The 23,500-nt window shown below is 70.9% G+C and carries 26 protein-coding genes and 2 pseudogenes; 13 read left to right on the top strand and 15 right to left on the bottom strand.

Going from position 1 to position 23,500, the window contains the following annotated elements:
- Positions 1-14 precede the first annotated feature (14 nt).
- Positions 15-584 carry an RNA 2',3'-cyclic phosphodiesterase gene (gene thpR / locus M1O15_RS17885; protein ID WP_248634921.1) on the top strand — a complete coding sequence of 190 codons (570 nt, stop codon included), beginning with the start codon at positions 15-17 and terminating at the stop codon, positions 582-584.
- Positions 585-726: 142 nt separating this feature from the next.
- On the opposite strand, the gene M1O15_RS17880 is transcribed toward thpR, so the two are convergent.
- The 3 genes from M1O15_RS17880 to M1O15_RS17870 all read right to left on the bottom strand — a co-directional run bounded on the left by M1O15_RS17880 (position 727) and on the right by M1O15_RS17870 (position 3,067).
- Positions 727-1,716, bottom strand: a complete 990-nt coding sequence (locus M1O15_RS17880) for an aldo/keto reductase (protein ID WP_248634920.1) — start codon at positions 1,714-1,716, stop codon at positions 727-729.
- A gap of 159 nt (positions 1,717-1,875) precedes the next feature.
- Positions 1,876-2,469, bottom strand: a complete 594-nt coding sequence (locus tag M1O15_RS17875) for a Uma2 family endonuclease (protein WP_248634919.1) — start codon at positions 2,467-2,469, stop codon at positions 1,876-1,878.
- Positions 2,470-2,551: 82 nt separating this feature from the next.
- Positions 2,552-3,067, bottom strand: a complete 516-nt coding sequence (locus tag M1O15_RS17870) for a MarR family winged helix-turn-helix transcriptional regulator (RefSeq protein ID WP_248634918.1) — start codon at positions 3,065-3,067, stop codon at positions 2,552-2,554.
- A gap of 25 nt (positions 3,068-3,092) precedes the next feature.
- On the opposite strand from M1O15_RS17870, the gene M1O15_RS17865 reads away from it, so the two are divergent.
- Positions 3,093-3,599, top strand: coding sequence for a carboxymuconolactone decarboxylase family protein (locus M1O15_RS17865; RefSeq protein ID WP_248634916.1), 507 nt, complete (start codon positions 3,093-3,095; stop codon positions 3,597-3,599).
- Positions 3,600-3,603: 4 nt separating this feature from the next.
- On the opposite strand, the gene M1O15_RS17860 is transcribed toward M1O15_RS17865, so the two are convergent.
- Positions 3,604-4,536, bottom strand: coding sequence for a LysR family transcriptional regulator (locus tag M1O15_RS17860; protein ID WP_248634914.1), 933 nt, complete (start codon positions 4,534-4,536; stop codon positions 3,604-3,606).
- Between the two features lie 112 nt (positions 4,537-4,648).
- On the opposite strand from M1O15_RS17860, the gene M1O15_RS17855 reads away from it, so the two are divergent.
- Both M1O15_RS17855 and M1O15_RS17850 read left to right on the top strand, forming a co-directional pair.
- A complete protein-coding gene (locus tag M1O15_RS17855) occupies positions 4,649-5,122 on the top strand; it encodes a MarR family winged helix-turn-helix transcriptional regulator (RefSeq protein WP_248634913.1) in 474 nt (157 codons plus the stop codon).
- 334 nt (positions 5,123-5,456) lie between these two features.
- The gene (locus M1O15_RS17850; RefSeq protein WP_248634912.1) at positions 5,457-5,933 is read left to right on the top strand and encodes a GNAT family N-acetyltransferase; all 477 of its coding nucleotides are present in this window, start codon (positions 5,457-5,459) and stop codon (positions 5,931-5,933) included.
- 14 nt (positions 5,934-5,947) lie between these two features.
- On the opposite strand, the gene M1O15_RS17845 is transcribed toward M1O15_RS17850, so the two are convergent.
- Together M1O15_RS17845 and M1O15_RS17840 are read right to left on the bottom strand one after the other, a co-directional pair.
- Complete coding sequence (locus M1O15_RS17845; protein WP_248634911.1) at positions 5,948-6,127, bottom strand: DUF397 domain-containing protein; 180 nt, start codon at positions 6,125-6,127, stop codon at positions 5,948-5,950.
- Positions 6,124-6,960 carry a helix-turn-helix domain-containing protein gene (locus M1O15_RS17840; protein WP_248634909.1) on the bottom strand — a complete coding sequence of 279 codons (837 nt, stop codon included), beginning with the start codon at positions 6,958-6,960 and terminating at the stop codon, positions 6,124-6,126. The genes M1O15_RS17845 and M1O15_RS17840 overlap by 4 nt, the downstream gene beginning before the upstream one ends.
- 79 nt (positions 6,961-7,039) lie before the next feature.
- On the opposite strand from M1O15_RS17840, the gene M1O15_RS17835 reads away from it, so the two are divergent.
- Positions 7,040-7,462 carry a hypothetical protein gene (locus M1O15_RS17835; RefSeq protein ID WP_248634907.1) on the top strand — a complete coding sequence of 141 codons (423 nt, stop codon included), beginning with the start codon at positions 7,040-7,042 and terminating at the stop codon, positions 7,460-7,462.
- A gap of 473 nt (positions 7,463-7,935) precedes the next feature.
- Here M1O15_RS17835 and M1O15_RS17830 read toward each other — a convergent pair.
- The 3 genes and pseudogenes from M1O15_RS17830 to M1O15_RS17815 all read right to left on the bottom strand — a co-directional run.
- Positions 7,936-8,537, bottom strand: a pseudogene (locus M1O15_RS17830) (transposase); the annotation flags it as partial.
- 93 nt (positions 8,538-8,630) lie between these two features.
- A complete protein-coding gene (locus M1O15_RS17825; RefSeq protein WP_248634905.1) occupies positions 8,631-9,092 on the bottom strand; it encodes an Imm1 family immunity protein in 462 nt (153 codons plus the stop codon).
- A gap of 1,089 nt (positions 9,093-10,181) precedes the next feature.
- The gene (locus M1O15_RS17815) at positions 10,182-10,895 is read right to left on the bottom strand and encodes a TetR/AcrR family transcriptional regulator (protein ID WP_248634903.1); all 714 of its coding nucleotides are present in this window, start codon (positions 10,893-10,895) and stop codon (positions 10,182-10,184) included.
- Positions 10,896-11,327: 432 nt separating this feature from the next.
- Between M1O15_RS17815 and M1O15_RS31980 the strand changes: the two are divergent.
- Together M1O15_RS31980 and M1O15_RS17805 are read left to right on the top strand one after the other, a co-directional pair.
- Positions 11,328-11,555: pseudogene (locus tag M1O15_RS31980) on the top strand (helix-turn-helix domain-containing protein); the annotation flags it as partial.
- A 373-nt stretch (positions 11,556-11,928) separates the two neighbouring features.
- Positions 11,929-12,327 carry a hypothetical protein gene (locus tag M1O15_RS17805; RefSeq protein WP_248634900.1) on the top strand — a complete coding sequence of 133 codons (399 nt, stop codon included), beginning with the start codon at positions 11,929-11,931 and terminating at the stop codon, positions 12,325-12,327.
- A gap of 77 nt (positions 12,328-12,404) precedes the next feature.
- Here the strand turns inward: M1O15_RS17805 and map are convergent, their stop codons facing one another.
- Positions 12,405-13,175, bottom strand: a complete 771-nt coding sequence (gene map, locus M1O15_RS17800; protein WP_248634898.1) for a type I methionyl aminopeptidase — start codon at positions 13,173-13,175, stop codon at positions 12,405-12,407.
- Positions 13,176-13,262: 87 nt separating this feature from the next.
- On the opposite strand from map, the gene M1O15_RS17795 reads away from it, so the two are divergent.
- Together M1O15_RS17795 and M1O15_RS17790 are read left to right on the top strand one after the other, a co-directional pair.
- Positions 13,263-13,565 carry a helix-turn-helix domain-containing protein gene (locus M1O15_RS17795; protein WP_248634896.1) on the top strand — a complete coding sequence of 101 codons (303 nt, stop codon included), beginning with the start codon at positions 13,263-13,265 and terminating at the stop codon, positions 13,563-13,565.
- 282 nt (positions 13,566-13,847) lie between these two features.
- The gene (locus M1O15_RS17790) at positions 13,848-15,005 is read left to right on the top strand and encodes a methyltransferase domain-containing protein (protein ID WP_248634895.1); all 1,158 of its coding nucleotides are present in this window, start codon (positions 13,848-13,850) and stop codon (positions 15,003-15,005) included.
- Between the two features lie 41 nt (positions 15,006-15,046).
- Here M1O15_RS17790 and M1O15_RS17785 read toward each other — a convergent pair whose 3' ends face one another.
- Positions 15,047-16,006 (bottom strand): arylamine N-acetyltransferase family protein, encoded by a 960-nt coding sequence (locus M1O15_RS17785; protein WP_248634894.1) that lies wholly within the window; start codon positions 16,004-16,006, stop codon positions 15,047-15,049.
- 140 nt (positions 16,007-16,146) lie between these two features.
- Between M1O15_RS17785 and M1O15_RS17780 the strand changes: the two genes are divergently transcribed.
- Positions 16,147-16,380, top strand: a complete 234-nt coding sequence (locus M1O15_RS17780) for a hypothetical protein (protein ID WP_282576873.1) — start codon at positions 16,147-16,149, stop codon at positions 16,378-16,380.
- 28 nt (positions 16,381-16,408) lie between these two features.
- Here M1O15_RS17780 and M1O15_RS17775 read toward each other — a convergent pair whose 3' ends face one another.
- Complete coding sequence (locus M1O15_RS17775) at positions 16,409-17,098, bottom strand: GDSL-type esterase/lipase family protein (protein WP_248634892.1); 690 nt, start codon at positions 17,096-17,098, stop codon at positions 16,409-16,411.
- 106 nt (positions 17,099-17,204) lie between these two features.
- On the opposite strand from M1O15_RS17775, the gene M1O15_RS17770 reads away from it, so the two are divergent.
- Positions 17,205-18,233: a WD40 repeat domain-containing protein gene (locus M1O15_RS17770; RefSeq protein ID WP_248634891.1), complete on the top strand. Its 1,029-nt coding sequence runs from the start codon at positions 17,205-17,207 to the stop codon at positions 18,231-18,233.
- Between the two features lie 9 nt (positions 18,234-18,242).
- Here M1O15_RS17770 and M1O15_RS17765 read toward each other — a convergent pair whose 3' ends face one another.
- Complete coding sequence (locus M1O15_RS17765) at positions 18,243-19,061, bottom strand: TetR/AcrR family transcriptional regulator C-terminal domain-containing protein (RefSeq protein WP_248634889.1); 819 nt, start codon at positions 19,059-19,061, stop codon at positions 18,243-18,245.
- Between the two features lie 70 nt (positions 19,062-19,131).
- On the opposite strand from M1O15_RS17765, the gene M1O15_RS17760 reads away from it, so the two are divergent.
- Together M1O15_RS17760 and M1O15_RS17755 are read left to right on the top strand one after the other, a co-directional pair.
- Entirely contained in the window at positions 19,132-20,097 is a 966-nt protein-coding gene (locus tag M1O15_RS17760; RefSeq protein ID WP_372499493.1) for an ATP-binding cassette domain-containing protein, read from the top strand.
- 8 nt (positions 20,098-20,105) lie between these two features.
- Positions 20,106-20,951, top strand: a complete 846-nt coding sequence (locus M1O15_RS17755) for an ABC transporter permease (RefSeq protein WP_248634946.1) — start codon at positions 20,106-20,108, stop codon at positions 20,949-20,951.
- 81 nt (positions 20,952-21,032) lie between these two features.
- Here the strand turns inward: M1O15_RS17755 and serC are convergent, their stop codons facing one another.
- Positions 21,033-22,151 (bottom strand): phosphoserine transaminase, encoded by a 1,119-nt coding sequence (serC, locus tag M1O15_RS17750; RefSeq protein ID WP_248634888.1) that lies wholly within the window; start codon positions 22,149-22,151, stop codon positions 21,033-21,035.
- Between the two features lie 86 nt (positions 22,152-22,237).
- On the bottom strand, positions 22,238-23,473 hold the full coding sequence (locus M1O15_RS17745; RefSeq protein ID WP_248634945.1) for a cytochrome P450 family protein: 1,236 nt from the start codon (positions 23,471-23,473) through the stop codon (positions 22,238-22,240).
- Between the last annotated feature and the right edge of the window lie 27 nt (positions 23,474-23,500).

The following is a 23,500-nucleotide window of genomic DNA, read 5'->3' as shown; positions in this document are numbered from 1 at the left end:
GGAACACTCCCCGCATGAGACTCTTCGCCGCCGTGCTGCCCGACCCCGCGGCCGTCTCCGAGCTGGCCGTGGCCGTGGACCGGCTGCGCGCCCTGCCCGGGGCGGACGGGCTGCGCTGGACCTGGCGGGCCGGCTGGCACTTCACGCTCGCCTTCATGGGCGAGGTGGACGAGGGGCTGCTGCCCGCGCTGCGTGAGCGGCTGGCGCGGGCGGCCCGGCACAGCGAACCGTTCGAGCTGAGGGTCCGGGGCGGCGGGAAGTTCGGCCGGCGGGCCCTGTGGGCGGGCGCGGACGGCGGGGTGGAGGAGCTGGGGCGGCTCGCCGGACGGGCGGAGGCGGCGGCCCGGCGCGCGGGGGTCCCGATGGACCGGCACCGTGCCTACCACCCCCACCTCACGGTCGCCCGCGGCCGCACCGACGCCGACCTGCGCCCGTACGTGGAGGAGCTGCGCTCCTTCGCCTCCACGCCGTGGCAGGTCAGGGACCTGAGCCTGGTCCGCAGCAACCTGCCGGCCGGCGGGATCGCGGGCGAGCAGCCCCGTTACGAGACGGTCGGGTCCTGGTCGCTGGGGCGGTCCGGTTAACCTCGAAGGGTGGACCCGAAGACCCGTAACCGGATCATGGCAGGCGCGCTGGTGCTGATGTTCGCGATCATCGCCGTGGCAGCCGTGCTGGGCTGACCCGTACCCGTGACCGCCGCCCGCGCCCCGAGCCTCCGGCGGCCTCCTACCAGGCGAAGGCCTCCGGCGACGGTCCCGGGCCGGGGAAGATCTCGTCCAGCCCGGTCAGCACCTCCTCGCTCAGCTCCAGCTCGACCGCCCGCAGCGCCGAGTCGAGCTGCTCGGCGGTGCGCGGGCCGACGATGGGGCCGGTGACCCCGGGCCGGGTGAGCAGCCAGGCCAGCGCCGCCTCGCCGGGTGCCAGACCGTGCTTGTCGAGCAGGTCCTCGTACGCCTGGATCTTCTCCCGCATCGCGGTGTTGGCCAGCGCGTCGGCCGAGCGCCCGGAGGCCCGGCGGCCGCCGCCCTCGGCCTCCTTCTTCAGTACGCCGCCGAGGAGGCCGCCGTGCAGCGGCGACCAGGGGATGACCCCGAGGCCGTACTCCCGGGCGGCCGGCACGACCTCCATCTCGGCGCGCCGCTCGGCGAGGTTGTAGAGGCACTGCTCGCTGACCAGCCCGAGGCCGCCGCGCCGGGCGGCGGTCTCGTTGGCCTGGGCGATCTTGTAGCCGGGGAAGTTGGACGAGCCGGCGTAGAGGATCTTGCCCTGCTGGACCAGGACGTCGACGGCCTGCCAGATCTCCTCGAACGGGGTGTCCCGGTCGACGTGGTGGAACTGGTACAGGTCGATGTGGTCGGTGTTCAGGCGGCGGAGGCTGGCCTCGACCGCCCGCCGGATGTTGGCCGCGGAGAGCTTGTCGTGGTTGGGCCACGGCTTCCCGTCGGCGCCCATGTTGCCGTACACCTTGGTGGCGAGGACGACCTTCTCGCGGTCGCCGCCCTTGGCGAACCAGGAGCCGATGATCTCCTCGGTCCGGCCCTTGTTCTCGCCCCAGCCGTAGACGTTGGCGGTGTCCCAGAAGTTGATGCCCGCGTCGATCGCGGCATCCATGATCGCGTGGCTGCCGGCCTCGTCGGTCTGCGGTCCGAAGTTCATCGTGCCGAGGACGAGTCGGCTGACCTTGAGTCCGGTGCGTCCGAGCTGTGTGTACTTCATGGTCCTACAGCCAACGCCTTCGAGCGTGCTCGAAGCAAGGGCGTCAGCCCCGGGGGAACTCCGAGGTGTCGAGGGTGGTCCCGACGGATTGAGGATGCCGCGGGCCCCTCGGCCGAACCTGGGCCGCGGGGGCCTGAACCTGGTGGCTGACGACTTCGGTCATGAGCTGGGGAACCCGGACGTGTCGAGCGTCAGCCCCGGCAGCGTGCCGGTGAGGTCGATCGTCTCGCCGAAGGCGACGATGGTCTCGGTGGCGTAGTCGTCGTTCTTCGGGTGCGTGTAGACGTGGCAGCGCCGCTGGTACGGGTCCGCGATCAGATAGACCGGCACCTTGGCCGTGGCGTACGCGGTCTTCTTTGGCCCGTAGTCGTTGGCCCCGGTGTCCCGGGAGATCACCTCGGCTACGAACTCCACGTCCTGGTAGCGCCGTCGCCCGCGCTCGTCGCTCTCCGTGCCCTGGCGGAACTTCACCACGTCGGGCGCGTAGCCGTTCAGTCGGCCCGGGAAGTCGACGCGGACGTCCGAGAAGATGGCGGCGTCCAGGCCGAAGGCGTCTTCCAGGGCTCGGATGATCCGGCGGATGACCGTGTAGTGGCCCTCTCGCTGCGGTGACATGAAGACGGACCCTTCGACGATCTCGACCTGGTATCCCTCGGGGACGGGCATCCGCTCCAGCGCCTCGAACCAGTCGTCGAGCGTGCGCTCCTCGTTGCTTTCGGCCATGAGAGTCCTGTCGTCGTCTAGGACGGTCATCGTGGCACTCCTCCCCGTTGCCGCGGGCGCGCATGCCTTCGCGCACCCGCTCGCATATGCCAACGACACGTGACGACTCCGGTTACGCCCCGCCCAGCCACCCCGCCGCGTCCAGCCGGAACGCCTCCGCCGGTACGACCGTCCGCAGGGCGTCCTCCATCCCGGCCACCCGGTCCGCGCCCAGCGCCGCCACCCACTCCGCCCGCAGCCGGTCGAAGATCGCGGCCGAGCGGCCCAGGCAGTCCAGCCCGTGCGGGGTGAGCCGGACCAGCTTGCGGCGGGCGTCGGCGGGGTCGTCGGCGCGCTCGGCGTACCCGAGGACCACCAGCCGGTCGACGGTCTTGCCCGCCGCCTGCTTGGAGACCCCGAGCCGCCGGCCGACCTCGCTCGCGGTCGCGCCACCCAGCCCGACCGCCTGCATGGCGAAGCCGTGCGCCGGGCGGACGTCCGGGTGGCCCTGCTCGGCCAGCTCGGCGTGCACCCGGTCGATCAGGGTGCGGAACCCGGCGAAGAGCAGCAGGGGCAGCTCGTACCCGTGGCGTACGCTCCCGTCGTTGCGCAATTCGACAACCTGGTTTACCTTCTTCTCGTCAACCATGTTGTCGATTCTAGGGACGACCCTGATGTTCACCGACCACACCCTCGACACCGCCCCGCCCGCCGCCCGCCCCGCGATGGCGGCCGTCGCCCAGCGGATGGGCGGCCGGGTCCCGCCCGCCGTCGCCCGGATGGCGAACTCGCCCGAACTCCTCGACGGCTTCCTCACCCTCACCGCCGCCTTCGACCGCACCACCCTGGACCCACTCGCCCGCGAGGTGGTGGTCATGGCGGTCGCGGTCCGCCACGACTGCCATGTCTGCGTCGAACTGCACACCCGCAAGCTGCGCGCCCTGAAGGCCGCCCCCGAGCTGATCGACGCCCTGAACGCCGACGCACCCCTGCCGGACGACCGGCTGGAGGCCGTACGCCGCTTCGTCGCCGCCGTGTACGCCTCGGCCGGCGCGGTTCCCGCCGACGAGTTGGCGGACTTCCTCTCGTACGGCTTCACCGAACGCAACGCCCTGGAGGTGGTGATGGGCATCGGCACGTACACCCTGTCCACCTTCGCCAACCGGCTGACCGGGGTGTGACGCCTCAGGGCGCGACCGGTGCGGCCGGTGCGACCGGTGGGAAGGCCTTCCGTGCTCGGCGGAGCAGAGCCTTCGCCGCCGGGGTGGTGGGGCCGTCCGCCGGCCAGACGAGGGCGATCCGGCCCCGGACGCCGGGAGAGGTCAGCGGGAGGGTGCGCAGGCCCAGCGTCGCGGTGGTCTCAGAGGGCATCTCCGGGAGGACGGCGACTCCGAGGCCGCGGGCGGCGAAGCGGGCCAGCAGGCCGGGAGAGGCTGCCTCGAAGGCGATGCGCGGCCGGAAGCCGGCCTGACGGCAGGCGTGTTCGAGCGCGCCGCGGATGCCCGTACCGCGTATGAGGGTGAGGAGCGGGCGGTCGGCGAGTGCGGCCAGCGGGAGCGCGGCGCGGCCGACGGGGTCGAGCAGCGGGTCGCCCGGGGGCATGGCGGCGACCAGTGGGGTGTCGGCCACGATCTGGAACCCGATGCCCGGCGGAAGCTCGTCCTCGGTGACGCCGAGCAGCGCGAGGTCGAGTTCGCCACGGCGCAGGGCGGTGAGCATGTGGACCGAGGTGTCCTCGATGACAGAGAACTCGACCCCGGGGTGCTCCTCGTGGAAGTCGGCCAGCAGGGCGGGCAGGTCGTGCCCGCCGGTGGCCGCGCCCGAGGCGACGCCGAGGGTGACATGCCCACGAACCAGGCCGGCGAACTCGTCCGCCGTCCGCCGTATCCCCTCGACGGCCGCCAACGCCGCCCGCGCGTAGAGCAGGACGGCCTCACCGGCCTCGGTGGCGGTCACCCGTCCACCGGTCCGGTCCAGCAGCGGCTGGCCGAGCTCCCGCTCCAGTTGCCGGATCTGGGCACTCAACCCCGGCTGCGCCAGGTACAGGCGGTCGGCGGCGCGGGTGAAGCCGCCCTCCTCCACGACGGTGAGCAGGTACTGCAACTGACGGAGCTCCATAACCGGCGATGCTAGAAGGCAGAACCACCGTCTCTTGGACTTCCCTCCAAGGGCCCGCGACGCTGGTGTTGATCGTCGAGGTGGTCGAGCGGGGCAGAGGAAGGCGAGGAAGATGGCGGAGTCGACGGAGTTCTCCCACGGCGACGAGGAGCTGGTCAACCAGCCGGTCGCCTACTGGGCTTGGGCCGCGAACAAGACGCTCTCGGCGTACGTACGGGGACGGCTCGCCGCCATCACCGTCACCCAGCCCCAGTGGTGGGTGCTGCACCAGGTCCTGCACAGCGAGGCGGGCGCCGCCACCCGGGACGAGGTGATCAGCGCCCAGCAGGCCAACCTGGACGTCGGCGCGGGACTCCTCCCGGACATCGACCTGCTGGTGGAGCGGAAGCTGCTCGTCTCCGACGACTCCGGCCGGCTCCACCTCACCGACGAGGGCAGAGCCCTGCACCAGCGCGCCGCCGAGACGCAGCGCGCCAACCGCGAGCGGGTGCACGCGGGCATCTCCGACGAGGACTACCTGATCACCTTGAAGGTGCTCCAGCGCATGATCCGCAACGCGGGCGGTGACCTTACGCCGAGCCGCTAGCCGGCCTGCACGACCTTTCGGGAGCCAAGTGCCCGGTTCGTCCATGCGCCGAATGCGCCAAGGAGTCGGCGGGGCACAGGGAGCACCACGATCGGGTGGATGGAGCGCGATCGGGTCCCTTCCCGGCGGGGCTCCAGCAACCGGCCGTGGCCCGCTTCGAAGGAGGCGGAACCATGCCGACGCTCCCCTTGCTGGAACGGATCGCTGCGGCCTTGGGTCTCCGTCTGCACGTCGGTTTCGAGCCGCTGGATCGAGCGGGGTAAGCAGCGCCCCCGCCCCGGGCGAGGGAAACCCCGATGCGGTGGGACGTCGGCCTCTGCGAGCATCCGTCGCCATGGAGACGGAAGCCGCCGATACCGAGGCCGTCATCCGCCGGGCCACCGCGTCCGACGCCGACGCGGTGGCCGGGGTGTGGCTGCGTTCCTTCACGGCCACGCTGCCGGAGGTGCGCCGGGCGCATACGGACGAGGAGGTCCGCACCTGGTTCCGGGAGGTGGTCGTCCCCGGCCGGGCCGGTCATGAGACCTGGGTGGCGGCCGTGGACGGCACGATCGTCGGGATGGTGGTGCTGAACGGTACGGAGCTGGACCAGCTCTACCTGGACCCGCACTGGCGGGGCCGGGGCATCGGCGACCGCCTCGTACACCTGGCCAAGCGCCACCGCCGGAACGGGCTGGCGCTGTGGACCTTCCAGGTAAACGCGCCCGCCCGCCGCTTCTACGAACGCCACGGCTTCGTCGCCGCCGAGCACACCGACGGCCGTGGCAACGAGGAGCGGGAGCCGGACGTCCGGTACGTGTGGCGCCCGTGAGCGGCCCTACCCGCTTACCGCCCCGCCTCGCCGACGAACGCGGCCCAGGCGGCCGGGGAGACGCTGAACGAGGGGCGGGCGGTGTCCTTGGAGTCCCGGACGTGCACGGAGTGCGGGCAGGCGGCCACTTCGACGCAGTCGCCGTACTGGTCGCCGCTGTAGCTGCTCTTGAACCAGTTGAGGTCGCCATTCATAGCTGTGCCGCCATCTTCTCGATCAGCCGGAGCGATTGGTTCGGTGTGTATGCCTGTGCGCGCAGGATGCTGTAACGCGCCGCCACGTTACTTGTCTGGGGCTGCTCGGTGAGGAAGTAGCGACTGTCCTGCCCCTCCACGTAGACGAGATGACTGTGTTCCTTCCTCGTCTCCAGCAGGACGAAGGAACCGTTGAGCCCGGCGTGGCACTCGGTGTCCTCCGGCATCACCTGGATCTCCACATTGCGGAGCTTTCCGACTTCCAGAATGTGCAGCAGGTTCTCCTTAAGTACGGCCGCACCGCCCAGTCGCTTCTTCAGCGCCGACTCCTCCAGCACAAAGCTGATCGTGGGCAGCGGCTTGCGGGTGAAGAGCTGGGGCCGGGCCAGGCGCGTGGTGATGTACTCCTCCATCTCCTCCTCTCCCATCGAGGGAGTGGCCTGTTGGTAGACCGCTCGTGCGTATGCCTCGGTCTGGAGCAATCCGGGAATCAGCTGAGGCTCGTACTGGTACAGCGCCGAGGCCTTCTGCTCCTCCGTCAGGTAGTCCTCGAACCAGATTACTGAGCTGCTCCCGATCACCTCCTTCGCGACCACGACGAGTGCACCGTCTGCACCGAGGAGCTTGTCGGCAATCGGCGCGAGGTTGCCGCGCGGGCCCCGGTCGCCCGCTTCCACCATCGCCACCAGCGAGGTGGAGTACCCCGTCTCATCGGCGATCACCGACCGTGAAACCTTGGCTTTCTCCCGGTAGAACCTGAGCAGCACGCCGAACGCCTTCGCCGCCCCGCCCGCACTGCCCCTCCGTGCGCCGTTCCTCCTGTTGTTCACCACTGCCGCTCCCTTCCGCACAGCGCTGCACAGAACCTCTGTGGCGCTGGTCACAGTAGAGTTGGGCCGCAAGGCTTGCCGCATGAATTCGCCAGAATCACTTGACAGGGTGCCGTCCTGGGTACCAGCCTCCGGGCACGCTCTTCGGCACGCGGGCGTCTACTTCGACGCCGTACGCATCGCGGGCTACCTCGGCGAGGAAGTGGCGTACCTGCTCATGGAGTTCACCGACTTCCGGGCCGGACCCATCGTGCGGGAGCTGGCCGGCGAGCGGAACATGTACTTCCTGCTGCCGCCCCAGACGGCGGCCAAGCTGGCCTGGCCGGCCCGGACACGGGCGCTCAGCAGGCACACTTCCGAGGACTGCCGCAGCCAGGCGTTCGTCGGCATCCCGGCGTTCGACGGGCTGACCTGGCCGCTGGACTGGCGGTCCCGGCCGACGGACGAGGCACCCTTCGTGGAGCCGGAGTTGCTGCACGAGATGGTGGGCCGCGCCGTCGGGTGAGAGCGGCTGAGCCGTGACACGGGGGAGGGGCTGTGGGCGACGAGGAGGAGCGTCGGCGCCGGATCAAGCGGGCCGCACTGCATGGGGGAGCGGTGGGCGCCATCGCGGTGGTGGTCTTCACCGTGGAGGCGCTGCGCACCCGGGTCGCCTGGTGGATCGTCCTACCGGTGGCGGTCATCGTCGGCGGCCTGCTGGTCTGGCAGGGCTTCCGGGAGGGGCGGGTGCAGGGCGTACGGGAGGAGGCGTTGGAGTCGGGCGAGATCCTGATGAGCGCCTACCGGGTCCACCCCGTCGATCTGGGCCCACCCCTGGCGGGCGTTGGCTCTCGCCGCCGAGGGCAAATTGCTCGTCGTACGGCACGAGGGGCGAGTCTTGGAGCGGCTGCGGGTGGACACCATGGGCGGCGCGCCGGACGAACTGCTGCTGGACGCCGAGCGTTTGCGCAGGCGTGCGGGAGGCGGCGGTCGCGCCTGGTGACCTGAGTCGGAGATCCGTCGGCAGTAGGCGGCGACTTTGTCGGGGATCTCGTCGGCTGTTTTCGTCCAGACGAACGGTTTGGGGTGCTCGTACCAGTCGGCGAGCCAGGCCCGGATGCCGCGTTCGAGGGCTAGGACGGAGCGGTGGACGCCGCGCTTGAGCTTCTTCCGGGTCAGCTCGGCGAACCACCGCTCGACCAGGCTCAGCCAGGACGCGCTGGTCGGCGTGAAGTGCAGGTGGAACCGCGGGACTTCCTTGTCGAGCTTGGTCAAAAACTTCTTGGACTCCGCTGCCCGGTGGCGGCGGGGGAGGGAGCCGATGACCTTGCGGTGGCGACCTCGAGCGCGGCGAAGAGAATGGTGGTGCCGGCTCGGATGTAGTCGTGGTTGCGGTGTTCGGGAACGCCGGGCACCATCGGCAGGACCGGCTGGGACCGGTCCAGAGCCTTGATCTGCGACTTCTCGTCCACACAGAGGACCAGCGCCTTCTCCGGCGGGTCGAGGCAGAGGCTGACAACGTCACGGACCTTGTCGATGAACAGCGGGCCCGTGGACAGTTCGAACGTCTGCGACCGGTGCGGCGCCAGGGCGAACGCCCGCCTTCTGGCCGCCCAGGTGCTACTAAGATTTTTTGCTTGCCCCATCCTTATAGATAGGGGATGACTGATTGCAGCCCTTATAGCTTCCCATGCTTACATATAGAACGGCACATGCCATTCTATAGATCGCGGTCGCTTCCCGCCTGATGCCACGAATTCCTTAACTGCTCCACGAAGCTTATCGATGGGGATCTCGGCAGAGATCGGGAACTCGTAGGACCCGCCATCGTTTCGCTGATAAAGGACTACGTCATTATCCAAATCCAGGTTTCCAGCGGACATCATGTTGGCATCAGGACCTTCGTAGTCTCCGTCTCCTGACAAGAGGACCCCGGCGTTACGATCCCTGCGTGCTCCGATAATGAAGACGTGATCCGGGAGCCCTGCGGAGGTGAGCGGCCGGTCGAGCGCGATGAGTTCTGCCGCACATTCACCCTGGTCACCCTGTAGGAGGAAATCGATTACGTCGTCGACGTCGTCGGGTGTACGGAGGACGTGAGGGTTTCCGGCGTCATGTTCGGAGCGGTAGTACGCCTCGGCTCCACGCGTTTTCATCTCTTACCTTTCCTATCGGGGCTCCGTGGACGCCAGCCTTCGCCGCCGTCGACCTCGCGAGCCATCCACCCGTGACGCTGTGCCATGCAAGTCCCCTTCTCTCACTGGAGAGCAGGGGCACCTGTGTGCAACGAGCCGTCACCTGCCTAACTCGCAGGTCGATCCGGACATCGGGAACATTGTTCAGGCTCCGGCCGTGAGCGTCGGCCAGCAGAGCCCGCCGTGCGTCCCCGGTCCCCGGGGGGCGTTAGCGTGCGGGCTCCGCCAGCTCTCAGGTCTTCCATGCTCCAACGCACCGGGTTGCCAGGCCCGATTGACTCGTCCAGGCCCTCGTCGACATCATCAGGGCACGGACACGGTCGGCCTACCAGGTGTTCGCGGGTCTGGGGCAGGAGGGCGACTACGCGCTCGAAGGGGGTGCTGCCGCCCTCGGGGTCGTGTCTCGTCGTCCGTCGCGACCATTCCGTCGTACTCGCGGCTGAGCGCGGCCGCCTCGTGCCCCGGGCCTGTTTGTGCAGTCCGATTCGGCACTCGACCTTGTGCCTGCGCTTGTAGACTTCGCGATCGAAGGCGGGTGGGCGGCCGCCCGCTGAGCTTCGGCGGAGTCGGTGGCCGGCTTGGTCGCGCTTCTCAGGAATCGTGTGCGGGATTTGCCGACGCCGCAGGTAGGAACGGATCTATCGGGACGAGTACGCGCGGTCGGCGATTACGTGCGACGGCCGGGTGCGCGGACGCCCGGTGCCGATCCGGGCGACGTGGATCCTTGCCATGAGGTGGTTGAACTGCGGTGGTGCGTCCCCGCGTTGCCCGCCAGTGTCGTGACGGCCAGGACGTGTCTTGGAGGCGTCCGCTGCCAGGTGGATCTTTGCCAACAGCGCCCACTGTTTGTCTGTCAGATCCCCACGAGCCATACCGAGGCTACTCCATCGGTAGATCAATATTTCGGAGGATTCTGCGGCCTGTGCGGAAGCAACTATGCGGCTTTGGTGCGTACACCGTGGCGAACCCGTACGTTGACCTGCTGCGATTCTCGAATCCGGAGCCGTCTGGCTGTGCGCAATGGCTCTCGCACACTCAGGAAGGAGATCATCAATTCGGCTCGGGGAACATGATCGACATTACGCCAGCGGCGTGGGCCGCCGCATCCGTGGCGGGGTCGACCGCCGCCCGCAGGCTGAGGCTGCCGCCCAGCGCGCCCAGCACCACGACGATCTGCTCCAGCGGCATGGCCGGCCGGATATGCAGGCGTCGACAAGCCTTCTCAAGCAAGGCGCCGATTTGCTCCTCGTGGAGGCGTTGAGCGGCTACCGACGCGGCTGCGGCTTCAGGGTGACGCGTCACTGCGGCCATGAACTCCATGGCGGCGGTGCTCCACTTCGCCGCAGCCTCGTCGCCGGCAAAGGTGCTCGGGGTCAGTGCGGCGATCAAGTCCTGTCGGTTGGCTGCCCGGTCCAGAGTTTCGCCAAGCAGCTGCAGGTGCGCTTCGGTATGGGCATCGACGACGGTCTGCCACAAGCCCTCCTTTCCCCCGAAGTGCTTGTACACGGCACCTCGCGTGTAGCCCGCCTCCGCGGCGATCTCGTCTACGGTCGCCGCCAGGAATCCCCGGCGCTGGAGCACCGAGCGGCCCGCCTTGAGTAGCCGCTCCCGGGTGACCTGCTGCTGCTCAGCCCGCGTCAATCGGCCCACCTGACCCACCCCCACTTGGTAACGTACCGTTTCTAGAAACGGCACGTTACCGTACTGAGTGGCTCGGCACTTCGGATAGGGCAGGAGTCGACCCATGATCGAGACACTGGCCATCAAGGCCAAGGAGCGCGGACGGCGACGAGGCGGCGAGGCGTGAACGAAGTACTCCCCTACCTGGTTACGTCCGGCTGCCTCATCGCGGTGATGGGGTTCTTCACCTGGTTGAAGCGTCTGGTGCTCCGCCGTGGACTCGCCGGATCCGCGCTGCGCGGCGCGCTGGCCTCCTACGAGGAGGCCATGCGCGTCACCTCCCATGAGTCCCACATCGAGATTCGCGCCCAGGCCGACCGTCAAGCACCAGTCGTCTCAGACGATCAATGGCGGACAGGCCGCACCGCAGTGGGTACGAGCGCGGCACGGGGTCGGCAATCACGCCGGTCTGTCAGGCGCCGACTGCACCGATGGCTGACCCGTTACTGAACTTGATTGGGTGATGTCGGTGCCGTTCGCCTGACAGCTGGTCGCGGGTACCGGTAGCCCTGGGGTGTGAGGTACGCGCAGGGTGGCGGGCTGACCGACGCCGAGAGAAGCACGCGGGAGCGGTTACGGCTCCGGGCCGTGGAGCGTTTCGAGGGCGGGCAGAAGAACCCGGAGATCGCCGGTGCTCTGCGGATCAGTGTGCGGTCGGTCGAGCGGTGGCGCCGGGCCTGGCGCGAGGGCGGCGAGGCGGGCGTCTTCTCGAAGGGGTCGCCGGGAAGACCTCGGCTCAGTGAAGGCCCGGGCACCGTCGTGGCTGCCGACGTACAGCTCTTCACCGAAGCTGGCGACTGCCCTGGAGAGGTCCTGGTCTTCGCGCAAGGGGGCTACCTCTCGTGGCTGGAGGTCTGCTCTTGGAGCGACGACGTCGAGGTGAATCTCGCCAAGGCGCGGCGCTGGCTACAGCCACCCTCGTGAGCCCGAGCCAGCAGATTCTGGGGGTCTCGGACCGTGACGCCGCCGTGATCCGAACGACATCACGAGTTCAAGTTCAATAGCGCTTCGCGAGAAAACACAGTCGTGGAGGATGCCGGGCATGGGGGAGAATCCCTTGGTTCATCTCAGTACCAGGAGATTCAGGCACAAGCGTCTTTCCCCGCACGTCACTTGCATGGCGCTCGCCGCCGCCTACGGGGTCTCGGCGTGCGGTCCGTCCGACGACCGTGGAGCGAGCGCCCCGGCGGCATCGGCTGCCGGGGCCCCGTCCGCGTCCGCCTCGGCCGAGCCGTCCGCGCTGAGCCCGTCGGCGGCCCCCGCAGAAGGGCACAGGCTGACCGGGACATCGGCCAAGTTCTACCTCTACTCCGTCCGTGAGCATTCCCCGAGCCTGGACCGCATCGGCGACAAGGTGCTCGTCACCCACGGGGACGCCTTCTGCACCGTTTCCGGGAAGGACGCCTTCATCGCGCAGACGAAGGAGGCCGAGCAGGAACTCGCTCTGACCAAGGACGAGCTCACGCAGGTGCTCGCCGCCGCGCAGACCGCCTGCGGTCGGGAGAGGTTGTTCTGACGGCCGTTCTGATGCAGGAGAACCCGGCCGGGGGCGGGGAACCGCCCGGCCGGGCCGGGTGCCTGTGCGGCCCGCGTCTACCTCGGCAGGGTGAGGATTCTCGCGCCGTCGTCGGTGATGGCGATGGTGTGCTCGCTGTGCGCCGTCCGGCAGCCCGTCGCGCTGCGGAGCGTCCATCCGTCGGCGTCGGTGACGAGCTTGTCGGTGTCGGCCATGACCCATGGCTCCAGCGCCAGCAGCAGCCCGGGGCGCAGCTTGTAACCGCGTCCGGGGCGGCCGGTGTTGGGGACGTGCGGGTCCTGGTGCATGGTCGATCCGATGCCATGGCCCCCGAACTCGGTGTTGATGGGGTATCCCTCCTCGCGGAGGACCGTGCCGATGGCGTGGGAGAGGTCGCCGATACGGGCCCCGGGCCCGGCGACGGCGATCCCGGCGGCCAGCGCGCGCTCGGTCACCTCGATCAACTCGGCGCTTCCCGGGGGCTGGGCGTCGCCCACGAGGAAGCTGATGGCGGCGTCGGCGGCGACTCCGGCCTTGGAGACCGCCAGGTCGAGGGTCAGCAGATCGCCGTCGGCGAGCGTGTAGTCGTACGGACGCCCGTGGAGTACGGCGTCATTGACGGCCGTGCAGATGTAGTGGCCGAACGGGCCGCGTCCGAAGGACGGTTCGTAGTCGACGTAGCAGGACTGCGCCCCGGCCTCCACGATCATGGCCTTGGCCCAGCGGTCGATGTCCAGGAGGCTGGTGCCGACCGCGCTGCGGCCCTTCAGGGTGTGCAGGATCTCGGCGACCAGGGCGCCGGTGTCTCCGGCCCGCGCCAGCATGGTGGGGTTCAGGATCTCGATCACGCGTCAGCCCTTCCGGCACGGCCCTCATGGGTCCAGCGGTTCCAATAACTATACCGGCCATACTGTACCGGTATTAGAATCGGGCTCATGGTCAGGTTGCCCCTCACCCCCGAAGAGGTCGAACGCGGACAGCGCCTCGGTGCCCTGCTCCGCCGGGCCAGGGGGAAGCGCTCGATGCTCGATATCGCGCTCGCCGCGCGGGTCTCGCCGGAGACCCTGCGGAAGATCGAGTCGGGCCGGGTGGCCACCCCCGCCTTCCCGACCATCGCGGCGATCGCCGACGTCCTCGGCCTCTCCCTGGACGCGGTGTGGGCCGAGATCAGGCAGCCGGAGGAGGGTGCTGAGGTGGCCCATTCCGGTCACCGCGCTCGGGAGCCGTTGGCCTCTTAGGTTTTCGGTCGGAGGGGCGAGTGGGATGCCGGTGGTGTCGGTGGTCAGGTGGGGTTCGATTCGGACCAAGTCCTCCCCTTCCGCCCTCGGCCCGGACGGCGATCCGTAAGGATGAGTCCGAAGACGCCCTCACCGATCGGAGGCCCGCGGATGGGCAGCCATGGCAAGCCGCCGGTACCGAACCCCGCACCGCGTGAACCGTCGCCTCGCGACTCGGATGGTCAGCACCCGGACATCGCGAAGCCGGGTGGCGGAGACCACCGGAAGCCGAAGGGCCGCTGAGTGGCGGACGGGCCCGTCGGGGAGGCCGAGTTCGCACGACTGCGGGACGAGGCTGCCACCGAGCTGGAGCGGCGGGAAGCAGTGCCGCGGGACTGGATGCGCCGCGCAGTGCGAGCGGTGCCGCGCGAGCGGTTCGTACCCGGTCGGGTATGGCTGGAGGACGGTGAGGACTACCGGTCTTTTCGCCGGGAGGATGACGAGCGGCGCTGGGCTCAGCTGGTGTACCGGGTGGACGCCCCGGTAGTGACCCAGGTGGACGACGGAGAGGCCGACGGTCATCGAGGGGCGGTGCCGACCAGCAGCATCAGCGCGATGACGGCCGTCATGACCATGTTGGCCGAAGCCGAGCCCGAGCCTGACCAGCGGGTGCTGGAGATCGGAGCCGGAACCGGGTACAACGCGGCACTGCTGGCAGAGCGGGTCGGTGCCCGTGGGCGGGTGGTGAGCGTCGAGGTCGATCCGGTGGTGTGCGCTCAGGCACGGCAGGCCCTGGAAACGGCCGGGTATGACACGGTGCGGGTGGTGGAGGCGGACGGCGAGGCCGGCTGGGCGGGTGAAGCCCCGTACGACCGTGTGCTGTCCACCGCGGCGGTGACCACGGTGCCGTACGCGTGGGTGGCGCAGACCCGCCCCCGGGGAATCATCGTGTCCCCGTGGCGCACCCGCTTCTACAACCACGGCCTGGTTCGGCTGGTCGTCGCGGAGGACGGTACGGCGTCGGGACATTTCGTCGGCGCGGTGTCCTTCATGCTGATGCGTGGCCAGCGCCGCACCAGTGGGATCGAGACTCTCTTCACCCCGGCCGGTTGGGATGAGGCCCGCACCCAGCCGCTGGACCTGGCCTCCCTGCTGACCCGACTGGAGAACCCGCACGCTCGGTTCGCCACCGGCTTGTACCTGCCGGACGTGGCGCACTGGCCGCAGGACGGCGGGCACTGGTGGTGCGGAGCGGGCTCCTGGGCCTACGCCGACGGCAGGATCGCCTACCAGTGGGGACCTCACGATCTCATCGAGGAGACCTCCCAGGCGCTGGACACCTGGCACGCCGCCGACGAACCGACTCTGTTCGACTACGGGCTCAGCGTGACCCCGGCAGGCTCCGCTACCTGGCTGCACCACTCCGGCAACCCCGTCATCGCGCGGACGCCTCCGGCCTAGGCAGGCCGACTACGTCCCGCAGAGCTGCACAGGGCACCCGCTCAGCCCGCCGCCGCCGTCGGCAGCAGCGCCAGCCCCTCCGGCGCCGTGATGCCGAACCGCTCGTCCAGGACGCGGCGGACCTCGGCCTCGTCGGCGAGGTCCCGTTCGGTGGCGGTGCCGTCGGGGTGGGTCTCGATCAGGTGGCGGGCGTCCAGCGAGAGGTGGTGGCCGTCGGAGACGGTCCGCTGGGCGAAGGGGCGGTGGACGAACGGGGAGTGCGGGTGGGTCGCCACGTACCAGTTGGAGACCTCGGCGTCGACGGGCTCGAACGGGTCGAGGGTGAAGGCGTACTGGGAGGTCCAGCGGCCCCCGGGGGCGTCGCCGGGAGTGTCCCCCGGCCCGTGTCCGTGCCCGGACTCGTCCTCGGGCGCGCCCGTCGCGTACGCCTGGAGGGCCCAGAGCTCCAGCGGCCCGTCGTGCGGGAGGTGGACCAGGCGGTGGCGGCGGCCCCGGTGGCGGGACTCCTCATCGGTGGCCAGCGGGATGGGCTCGGCCGGCCCGCCGAGGGAGCCGAAACCGACGTCGGCGAGGTACGGGCGGGGGTCGCCCGGGATCTCCACCCTCAGTGCCATATGGGTGCGCGGGCGGCTCTCCACGGTGCTCGCGCCCAGCGTGACACGGGCGCCCACCGTCGTCACCGTGAAGCCCAGTGCCCGCAGGGCCAGCGCGAGCAGGGTGTTCTGCTCGAAGCAGTAACCGCCCCGGCGGCCGTGGACGAGCTTGGCCATCAGATCGGCGGGCCGGAGGGAGGGGGCGGTGCCGCCGAAGGAGTCCAGGTTCTCGAACGGGACCGCCCGCAGATGCGCCCAGTGCACGCCCCGCAGCGTCGTCAGGTCGGCCCGCCGGGAGCCCTCCCAGCCGATCCCCTTGAGGTAGGCGTCCAGGTGGAAGCCCTGGACCTCGGTCCCCTCCCCGGCTTCCGTGCCGTCTGTCCGCCGGGTGCGCTCGGTGTCCGCCATGCCTCCAACGTAGGACGCCGGGGAGCCTGGCGCCTGGGGCCTGCGGCCCGGTCGGGCCGGGACTCCGGTCCTGGTCCCGGGGGCGGAGGCGCGGGGGCTGCGAGGATGGTGATGACCAAGACAGCTGTAGGGGAGCGGACATGGGTGTGGCAGGGGTGGTCCTGATCGGACTGCTGGTGTTGGCCGTCGGGGGATGCGTCTGTGTTTTCTGGGCGGCGCGCGGCGGCCCGCGCTGGGTGCGGGCGGTGGCCGCCGTGACGCTCGCCGCGGGTGAGGTGGTGCGGGCCGGCCGCCGCGCGACCCGGAAGGGGGGCCCGCACCGGTCCGGTGACGGCGGCGGAAGCCTCGGCGGGGCCGACGGCGGCAGCGACTGAGCGGACCGGGCCTCCCCGGCCGCCGCCCCTACCGGTCGTCGCCCTCGTACGGCTCGCCCAGGCCCCAGCCCTGGTGGAGGGCGGTGGCGAAGGCGGCGGCGATGCGGTGCTCGCCCGCCGGGCTGGGGTGGGTGCCGTCGTAGGTGTCGGTGTGCAGGTCGTACGGGGACGGGGGCGAGGCGAGGAGCAGCGGGGAGCCCGGCTCGTCCAGGTCGGCGACCGCCTTCGCCAGCAGCTCGTTGAAGCGGGCGCACTGCTCGGCGAAGGCGGGCTCGTGCTCGGCGCGGACGTTGGGGATGACGGGCAGCAGGACGGCCCGGATGTGCGGGTTCGCGGCGCGGGCGGCGGCCAGGAAGGCGTGGACGTTGCCCGCGGTCTGCTCGGCGTCGGTGTAGAAGCCGAGGTCGATCAGGCCGAGGGAGACCAGGAGGACGTCCGCCCGGCCCGCCCGTACCGCGTCGCCGATGAGCGGGGCCATATGGCACCAGCCCTCGCCCCAGCCGGCCAGATGGGCGCGGGCCTTGGGGGGAAAAGCGGGGTCCGCGTACTCCTGCGAGACGGGGGCGTCGGCGGACGGGTCGTGGAGCTCGGTGCGCGGGCCCACGATCTTGTACGGACCGCCGAAGGTGGCGTTCAGGTGCTGCCACATCCGGTAGCGCCAGGTGTAGTCGCCGGAGCGCCCGATGGTCATGGAGTCGCCGACGAACAGGAACCGCATGGCGTCATCATCGCCGATGGGGGCGGGGGAGCGGGCCCGGGGGGCGGTGTGACCATGGACACGGGGTGGGGCGGTGGGCCCCGGGTGGCCAAGGGACACTGGACCCATGTCCGACGGATCCCGTAACCGCTCCGATCGCCGGAGCCCGCGCCGCCCTGCCGCCGCTCTGCTGCTCGCGGTGGCCACCGCCCTGCTCCCGGCCGGTACGGCCCGGGCGGCGGACGGGGACGGCGGGTTCACGATCGAGGACTCCCGGATCACCGAGTCCAGCGGGCTCGCCGCCAGCCGGGCGCACCCGGGGGTCTACTGGACGCACAACGACCAGGACGGGCCGAGGCTGTTCGCGGTGGACGGGCGGACCGGGAAGACCGTCGCCACGGTCACCCTGCGCGGGGTCGGCACCCCCCGGGACATGGAGGCCGTCTCCGTCGGGGCGGACGGCGATGTCTACGTCGGGGACATCGGGGACAACCTGGACGGCTCCTGGGACCACGTCTGGATCTACCGCTTCCGCGAGCCGGAGCGGCTGGCCGACCAGACCGTCACCGCCACCCAGTACACGGTGAAGTACGCCGACGGACCGCGGAACGCCGAGGCGCTGATGGTCCATCCGAAGACCGGCCGGGTCTATATCGCGTCCAAGAACGAGGACGGCGGCGGGCTGTACGAGGGGCCCGCGAAGCTGTCGGCGGGCGGGGTGAACACCTTCCGGAGGATCGGCGAGGTGCCCTGGGTGACCGACGGGGCGTTCTCCCCGGACGGCCGCGAGCTGGTGCTGCGCAGCTACTTCAGCGCCCGGGCGTACGAGTGGAAGGACGGCCGCCTGGGCACGGACCGCCCGGTGAGCGCCCCCTTCCAGCGGCAGTCGGAGTCGGTGACGTACACCCTGGACGGCTCCACCCTGCTGTTCGGCTCCGAGGGCTCGGGCAGCCGGGTCGCGGCGGTGCGCGTCGAGCGGCCGGGGGGAGACGCCGCTGCTACCGGGAAGCCCTCGGGAGGCGCGGCGGCGGACTCCAGGGGAACAGGGGACGACGGGAAGGGCGGCAGTCTGACGGTGGGCGCCCTGGTGCTGGCGGGGATCGCCGCCCTCTGGTTCGGCGCCCGGCGGAGCAGAGGGCGGCGCCGCAGCGGCTGAGCCCCGCCCTCAGGAACCCTCGGAATCCTCCGGAACCTCGGACCCCTCGGGGAGCCGCCTTCGCTCGGCGACGACGGCCTCGAAGCCGGTGACCAGGGCGTTCAGGCCGAACTCGAAGTGGTCGAAGTCGGCTGAGAACGTGTCGTCCGAGAGCGCCGCCGTGAGGGGGAACTCCCCGCTGCGCATCGCCCGGTCCAGGAACGGCCCCTGCTGCGTCCAGAACTCCTCGTCGCTGACGCCCGTCTGCTGGGCCGCCTCCGCCGTGTCCAGCTCCATCCGGGCCACACCGGCCGTGTAGTTGTGCACGGCGACGATGACGCCGATGGTCTCCGGGTCGGTCAGGCCCATGCCCCGCAGCCCGGCCAGCGCCAGCTCCATGCTGCGCATCGTGTTCGGGCCGAGGGCCGTCCGGGCCTGGTTGACCTTCAGCAGCCAGGGCCGCTCCCGGTACATCCGCAGCTCGACGCGGCCCAGCCGGCGGACCGCCTCGCGCCAGTCGGCGGGCGGCTCGCCCGGTCCCGCGATCACCAGGCCCTGTACGTGGTCGAGCATCAGGTCCAGCAGCTCGGCCTTGCCGGGGACGTAGCGGTAGAGCGACATGGTGCCCACGCCCAGGTCGGTCGAGAGGCGGCGCATCGACACCGCGGCCAGGCCCTCCGCGTCGGCGACCGCGACCGCGGCGGTGGTGATCTGCTCCAGGGTCAGCCCCCGCTTGGGGCCGCGGTTCGGCGGCTCGCCCAACCCCCACAGCAGCTCCAGGCTACGGGAGATGTCCCCGCTGCCGCTGGTCGCCGGGGCGGGATCCTTGCCGCTTTCACCGCTGCTCATACCCGTCAGCCTAAGCCGTTGGACAGAAACTGGGTACGCTGTACGCTGCTATTTGGGTACGGTGTACTCAATGGACGGGGAGGCAGGCATGGGCGAATGGGCGGTACGGGCCGAGGGCCTGGAGAAGCGGTACGGGGAGAAGGCGGCGCTCGACGGGTTCGACCTCGCCGTCCGCTCCGGCACCGTGCACGGGCTGCTCGGCCCCAACGGGGCGGGCAAGACCACGGCGGTGCGGATCCTCGCCACCCTGCGCCGCCTCGACGGCGGGCGCGCCGAGGTCGCCGGGGTGGACGTGGCCCGCGACCCGGCCCGGGTGCGCGCCCTGGTCGGGCTCACCGGGCAGTACGCGGCGGTGGACGAGGTGCTGACCGGGCGGCAGAACCTGGAGATGTTCGGCCGGCTGTTCCACCTGGGCGGCAAGCGGGCCCGGCGGCGGGCGGCCGAGCTGCTGGAGCGGTTCTCGCTCACCGAGGCCGCCGACCAGGGCGTGGAGGGCTACAGCGGCGGGATGCGCCGCCGGCTGGACCTGGCCGCCTCGATGATCCTCGCCCCCCGGGTGCTCTTCCTGGACGAGCCGACCACCGGGCTGGACCCGCGGGGCCGCGGCGAGGTCTGGGAGGCGGTCCGGGCCCTGGTCGCCGACGGCACCACGGTCCTCCTCACCACCCAGTACCTGGAGGAGGCCGACCGGCTGGCCTCCCGGGTCACCGTCATCGACCGGGGCCGGGCCATCGCCGACGACACCCCCGAGGCGCTGAAGGGCCGGGTGGGCGGCGACCGTATCGAGGTGGTCGCGGTGGACGCGGCCGACCTGCCCGCCGTCGCCAAGGCGGTGGCCCGGGTGTGCGAGGGCGAACCGCGCACCGAGGAGGGCGAGCGACGGGTGCACGCACCCGTCAGCGACCGGGTCGCGGCCCTCACCGAGGTCGCCCGCACCCTCCAGGACGAGGGCATCGCGGCCGAGGACATCGGGCTGCGCCGACCCAGCCTCGACGACGTGTTCCTGCGCCTGACCGGAGAGGTGGCCACGGTATGAGCCAGACGATGACAGGGACGGGGACCGGGACGGGGGCGGAGATCGGCGGGGGCCGGGGACGGGCGTACTGGGCGGTGGCCGACTGCCTCAACCTCGTACGCCGCACCCTGACCCACTACCGGCGCAAGCCCGTCAACATCCTCTGGCAGCTCGGCTTCCCGATCGTCTCGGTGCTGCTGTACGGGTATGTGTTCGGCGGCGCGATGAAGCCGCCGGGCGGCGGGGGCGCGAGCGACTACCGGGACTTCCTGATGCCCGGGATGTTCGTGATGACCATGGCCTTCGGCTTCATGAACACCGCGCTGGCGGTGGTGACCGACGCCTCCAAGGGTGTCACCGACCGGTTCCGCTCGATGCCGATGGCCCCCTCCGCGGTGGTCAGCGGGCGCTGGCTGACCGATCTGCTGGTGGCCTCCGCCGAACTGGCCATCCTCGCGCTCACCGCGCTGGCCATGGGCTGGCGGCCGGACGGCGGCCTGGCGGGCGGGGCGGCCGGGTTCGCGCTGCTGCTCCTGCTGCGCTCCTGCCTGATCTGGGTGGGCGCCTGGCTGGGCCTGCTGGTGCCCACCCCGGAGGCGGCCGGCGGACTGTACGCGGTGGCCTTCCCGGTCACCATGGTCTCCAGCGTCTTCGTCGCCCCCTCCACCATGCCCGGCTGGCTGGCCGCGGTCGCCGCGTGGAACCCGATCTCCTCCACGGCGGCGGCCGTCCGCGAACTCTTCGGCAACCCGGTCGGCTCGGACGGCAGCTGGGTGCAGGAGAACGCCATCCTGATGGCGGTGGTGTGGCCGCTGGCGATCACGGCGGTGTTCCTGCCGCTGGCGGTACGGCGGTTCCGGCGGCTGAGCCGGTGAGCCCCTGAAAACGGGGGCGGGGCCCGGGAAACGGGGTGGGGCCCGGCGGTTGTGCTCGCCGGGCCCCACCCCCATAAGGAACTACAGCCGCTCGATGACGTGGTCCACGCAGGCGGTCAGCGCCTCGACGTCGGCCGGGTCGATGGCCGGGAACATGGCGACGCGCAGCTGGTTGCGGCCCAGCTTGCGGTACGGCTCGGTGTCCACGATGCCGTTGGCGCGCAGCGCCTTGGCGATGGCGGCGGCGTCGATGTCGTCGCTGAAGTCGATGGTGCCGATGACCTGCGAGCGCTTGGCCGGGTCGGTGACGAACGGGGTGGCGTGCTTGGAGCCCTCGGCCCAGCCGTAGAGGTTCCGGGCGGAGGCGGCGGTGCGGCTGACCGCCCAGTCCAGGCCGCCCTGGCCGTTGATCCACTTCAGCTGCTCGTTGAGCAGGAAGAGGGTGGAGAGGGCCGGGGTGTTGTACGTCTGGTTCTTCAGGGAGTTGTCGATGGCGGTGGGGAGGCTGAAGAACTCCGGGACGTGCCGGCCCGAGCCGTGCACCCGGGCGGCGCGCTCCAGCGCGGCCGGGGAGAAGACGCCGATCCACAGGCCGCCGTCGGAGGCGAAGGACTTCTGCGGGGCGAAGTAGTAGACGTCGGTCTCGGTGATGTCGACCGGCAGACCGCCCGCGCCGGAGGTGGCGTCCACCAGGACCAGCGCGCCCTGGTCGGCGCCCTCGACCCGCCGGAGCGGGGCGGCGACACCGGTGGAGGTCTCGTTGTGGGTGAAGGCGTAGACGTCCACACCGGCCTCGGCGCGCGGCTCGGGGTGGGTACCCGGGTCGGCGGAGATGACGGTGGGCTCGGCCAGCCAGGGGGCGAGCTTGGCGGCCTTGGCGAACTTGGAGGAGAACTCGCCGAAGGAGAGGTGCTGCGACTTCTCCTCGATCAGGCCGTGGGTCGCGATGTCCCAGAACGCGGTGGAGCCGCCGTTGCCGAGGATGACCTCGTACCCCTCGGGGAGGGAGAACAGCTCGCGCACGCCCGAGCGGACCTCGCCGACCAGGTTCTTGACCGGGGCCTGGCGGTGGGAGGTGCCGAGGAGGGAGGTGCCGGTGGCGGCCAGGGCGTCCAGCGCCTCCGTACGCACCTTGGAGGGGCCCGCGCCGAAACGGCCGTCGGCGGGCTTGATGTCAGCGGGAATCTGGATCTCAGCCACGGGCCGGAGCCTAGTCCCTGACGGACACGGCCGAGGACCGTGTCCGTCCGATGAGACGTGATCTTGAGACGATCCCGGTGTGGTGATCAGCCCAGGAGTACCGGCAGCTCGAACAGGTCGTTCTGGGTGACCACCGGCTTGTTGCGCAGCTCGGAGGCGGGAACGGCCAGGTCGAGGGCGGGGAAGCGGGCGTAGAGGGCGGGCAGCGCCACCCCCGCCTCCAGCCGGGAGAGCGCGGCGCCCGGGCAGACGTGCGGGCCGTGGCCGAAGGAGATGTGCCGGATCGGGGAGCGGGCGGCGTCGAACTCCCCGGCCGTGGGGCCGTGCTGCCGCTCGTCGCGGCCGATGGCGGCGTACGAGACGATCAGCGCCTCGCCCTTCGGCAGCACCTGCTCGCCCACCGCCACGTCCTCGGTGGCGAACCGGAGCAGGACATGGGAGGTGGGCGTGTCATGGCGCAGGGTCTCCTCGACCACCGCGTCCCAGGAGATCTCGCCGGCGAGCACCCGGGCCCGCTGGTCGGGGTGGGTGGAGAGGTTGACCACGGCGTTGACGATGAGCGAGATCGTGGTCTCGTGCCCGGCCGCCACCATCAGCTGGAGGGTGGAGACGATCTCCTCGTCGGTGAGGTGGTCGCCGTTCTCGGAGGCCTGGATCAGGGCGCTGGTGAGGTCGTCACCGGGAGCGGCGCGCCGCTCGGCCACCGTACGGCCCATGATCCCGGCCAGCTCCATCAGGGTGGCGAGGACCTCCTCCGGCGCGGTCTGGGTGGAGAAGAACCTGTCGAAGAGGACCTTGAGGCGGGGGTGGTCCGCCTCGTCCACCCCCATCAGCTCGCTGACCACGTACATCGGCAGCGGGTAGGCGAAGGTGGCCTTCAGGTCGACGGGGCCGCCGCTCCCGGCCGCCCGCTCGGCGGCGAGGCGGTCCAGCAGGCCGTCCACCAACTCGGTGATCCGCTCGCGCATCCGCTCCACCCGGCGCGGGGTGAGCGCCTGGGCGACCAGGCTCCGCATCCGGCGGTGGTCCTCGCCGTCCACGGTGAGCATGGAGCGGGGCGGGTTGGCCAGGCCGATCAGCGGCCAGTCGGCGGGTATCTCGCCGCGCTGCCAGGCGCCCCAGACGCCGATGTCCTTCACCAGCCGCTTGTCGGTGAGGAGTTCGCGCGCCTCGGCGTGGTGGGTGACCGCCCACACCGGTACGCCGCCGGGCAGCACCACCCGGGCCAGCGGCCCGGCCGCGCGCAGCCGGGCGCTCTCCCCGTCCAGGTCGGTGACGAAGGGGTCGAGGACGACGGGCTCCTGGGCGCCGGGGTGGCCCATGGGGCAGCCGGCGGGGTGGGCGGGCCC

This window comes from Streptomyces lichenis (genome assembly GCF_023218175.1).
GTDB lineage: Bacteria > Actinomycetota > Actinomycetes > Streptomycetales > Streptomycetaceae > Streptomyces > Streptomyces lichenis.
The sequence above is the reverse complement of the archived record's forward strand: the minus strand, read 5'-3'. Positions and strand labels throughout refer to the sequence as shown.

Coding starts and splice junctions, on each gene's coding strand:
- M1O15_RS17785 (WP_248634894.1), bottom strand. CDS start 16,006: ATGGCGGACACCGAGCGCACCCGGCGGACAGACGGCACGGAAGCCGGG.
- M1O15_RS17875 (WP_248634919.1), bottom strand. CDS start 2,469: ATGACCGTCCTAGACGACGACAGGACTCTCATGGCCGAAAGCAACGAG.
- M1O15_RS17880 (WP_248634920.1), bottom strand. CDS start 1,716: ATGAAGTACACACAGCTCGGACGCACCGGACTCAAGGTCAGCCGACTC.
- thpR (WP_248634921.1), top strand. CDS start 15: ATGAGACTCTTCGCCGCCGTGCTGCCCGACCCCGCGGCCGTCTCCGAG.
- M1O15_RS17760 (WP_372499493.1), top strand. CDS start 19,132: ATGGACGGGGAGGCAGGCATGGGCGAATGGGCGGTACGGGCCGAGGGC.
- M1O15_RS17845 (WP_248634911.1), bottom strand. CDS start 6,127: ATGAATGGCGACCTCAACTGGTTCAAGAGCAGCTACAGCGGCGACCAG.
- M1O15_RS17860 (WP_248634914.1), bottom strand. CDS start 4,536: ATGGAGCTCCGTCAGTTGCAGTACCTGCTCACCGTCGTGGAGGAGGGC.
- M1O15_RS17775 (WP_248634892.1), bottom strand. CDS start 17,098: ATGCGGTTCCTGTTCGTCGGCGACTCCATGACCATCGGGCGCTCCGGC.
- M1O15_RS17850 (WP_248634912.1), top strand. CDS start 5,457: ATGGAGACGGAAGCCGCCGATACCGAGGCCGTCATCCGCCGGGCCACC.
- M1O15_RS17855 (WP_248634913.1), top strand. CDS start 4,649: ATGGCGGAGTCGACGGAGTTCTCCCACGGCGACGAGGAGCTGGTCAAC.
- M1O15_RS17805 (WP_248634900.1), top strand. CDS start 11,929: ATGGCGCTCGCCGCCGCCTACGGGGTCTCGGCGTGCGGTCCGTCCGAC.
- M1O15_RS17780 (WP_282576873.1), top strand. CDS start 16,147: ATGGGTGTGGCAGGGGTGGTCCTGATCGGACTGCTGGTGTTGGCCGTC.
- M1O15_RS17865 (WP_248634916.1), top strand. CDS start 3,093: ATGTTCACCGACCACACCCTCGACACCGCCCCGCCCGCCGCCCGCCCC.
- M1O15_RS17815 (WP_248634903.1), bottom strand. CDS start 10,895: ATGGCCAGTGTCTCGATCATGGGTCGACTCCTGCCCTATCCGAAGTGC.
- M1O15_RS17825 (WP_248634905.1), bottom strand. CDS start 9,092: ATGAAAACGCGTGGAGCCGAGGCGTACTACCGCTCCGAACATGACGCC.
- M1O15_RS17765 (WP_248634889.1), bottom strand. CDS start 19,061: ATGAGCAGCGGTGAAAGCGGCAAGGATCCCGCCCCGGCGACCAGCGGC.
- M1O15_RS17835 (WP_248634907.1), top strand. CDS start 7,040: ATGAATTCGCCAGAATCACTTGACAGGGTGCCGTCCTGGGTACCAGCC.
- M1O15_RS17870 (WP_248634918.1), bottom strand. CDS start 3,067: ATGGTTGACGAGAAGAAGGTAAACCAGGTTGTCGAATTGCGCAACGAC.
- M1O15_RS17770 (WP_248634891.1), top strand. CDS start 17,205: ATGTCCGACGGATCCCGTAACCGCTCCGATCGCCGGAGCCCGCGCCGC.
- M1O15_RS17795 (WP_248634896.1), top strand. CDS start 13,263: ATGGTCAGGTTGCCCCTCACCCCCGAAGAGGTCGAACGCGGACAGCGC.
- M1O15_RS17755 (WP_248634946.1), top strand. CDS start 20,106: ATGACAGGGACGGGGACCGGGACGGGGGCGGAGATCGGCGGGGGCCGG.
- M1O15_RS17745 (WP_248634945.1), bottom strand. CDS start 23,473: ATGGGCCACCCCGGCGCCCAGGAGCCCGTCGTCCTCGACCCCTTCGTC.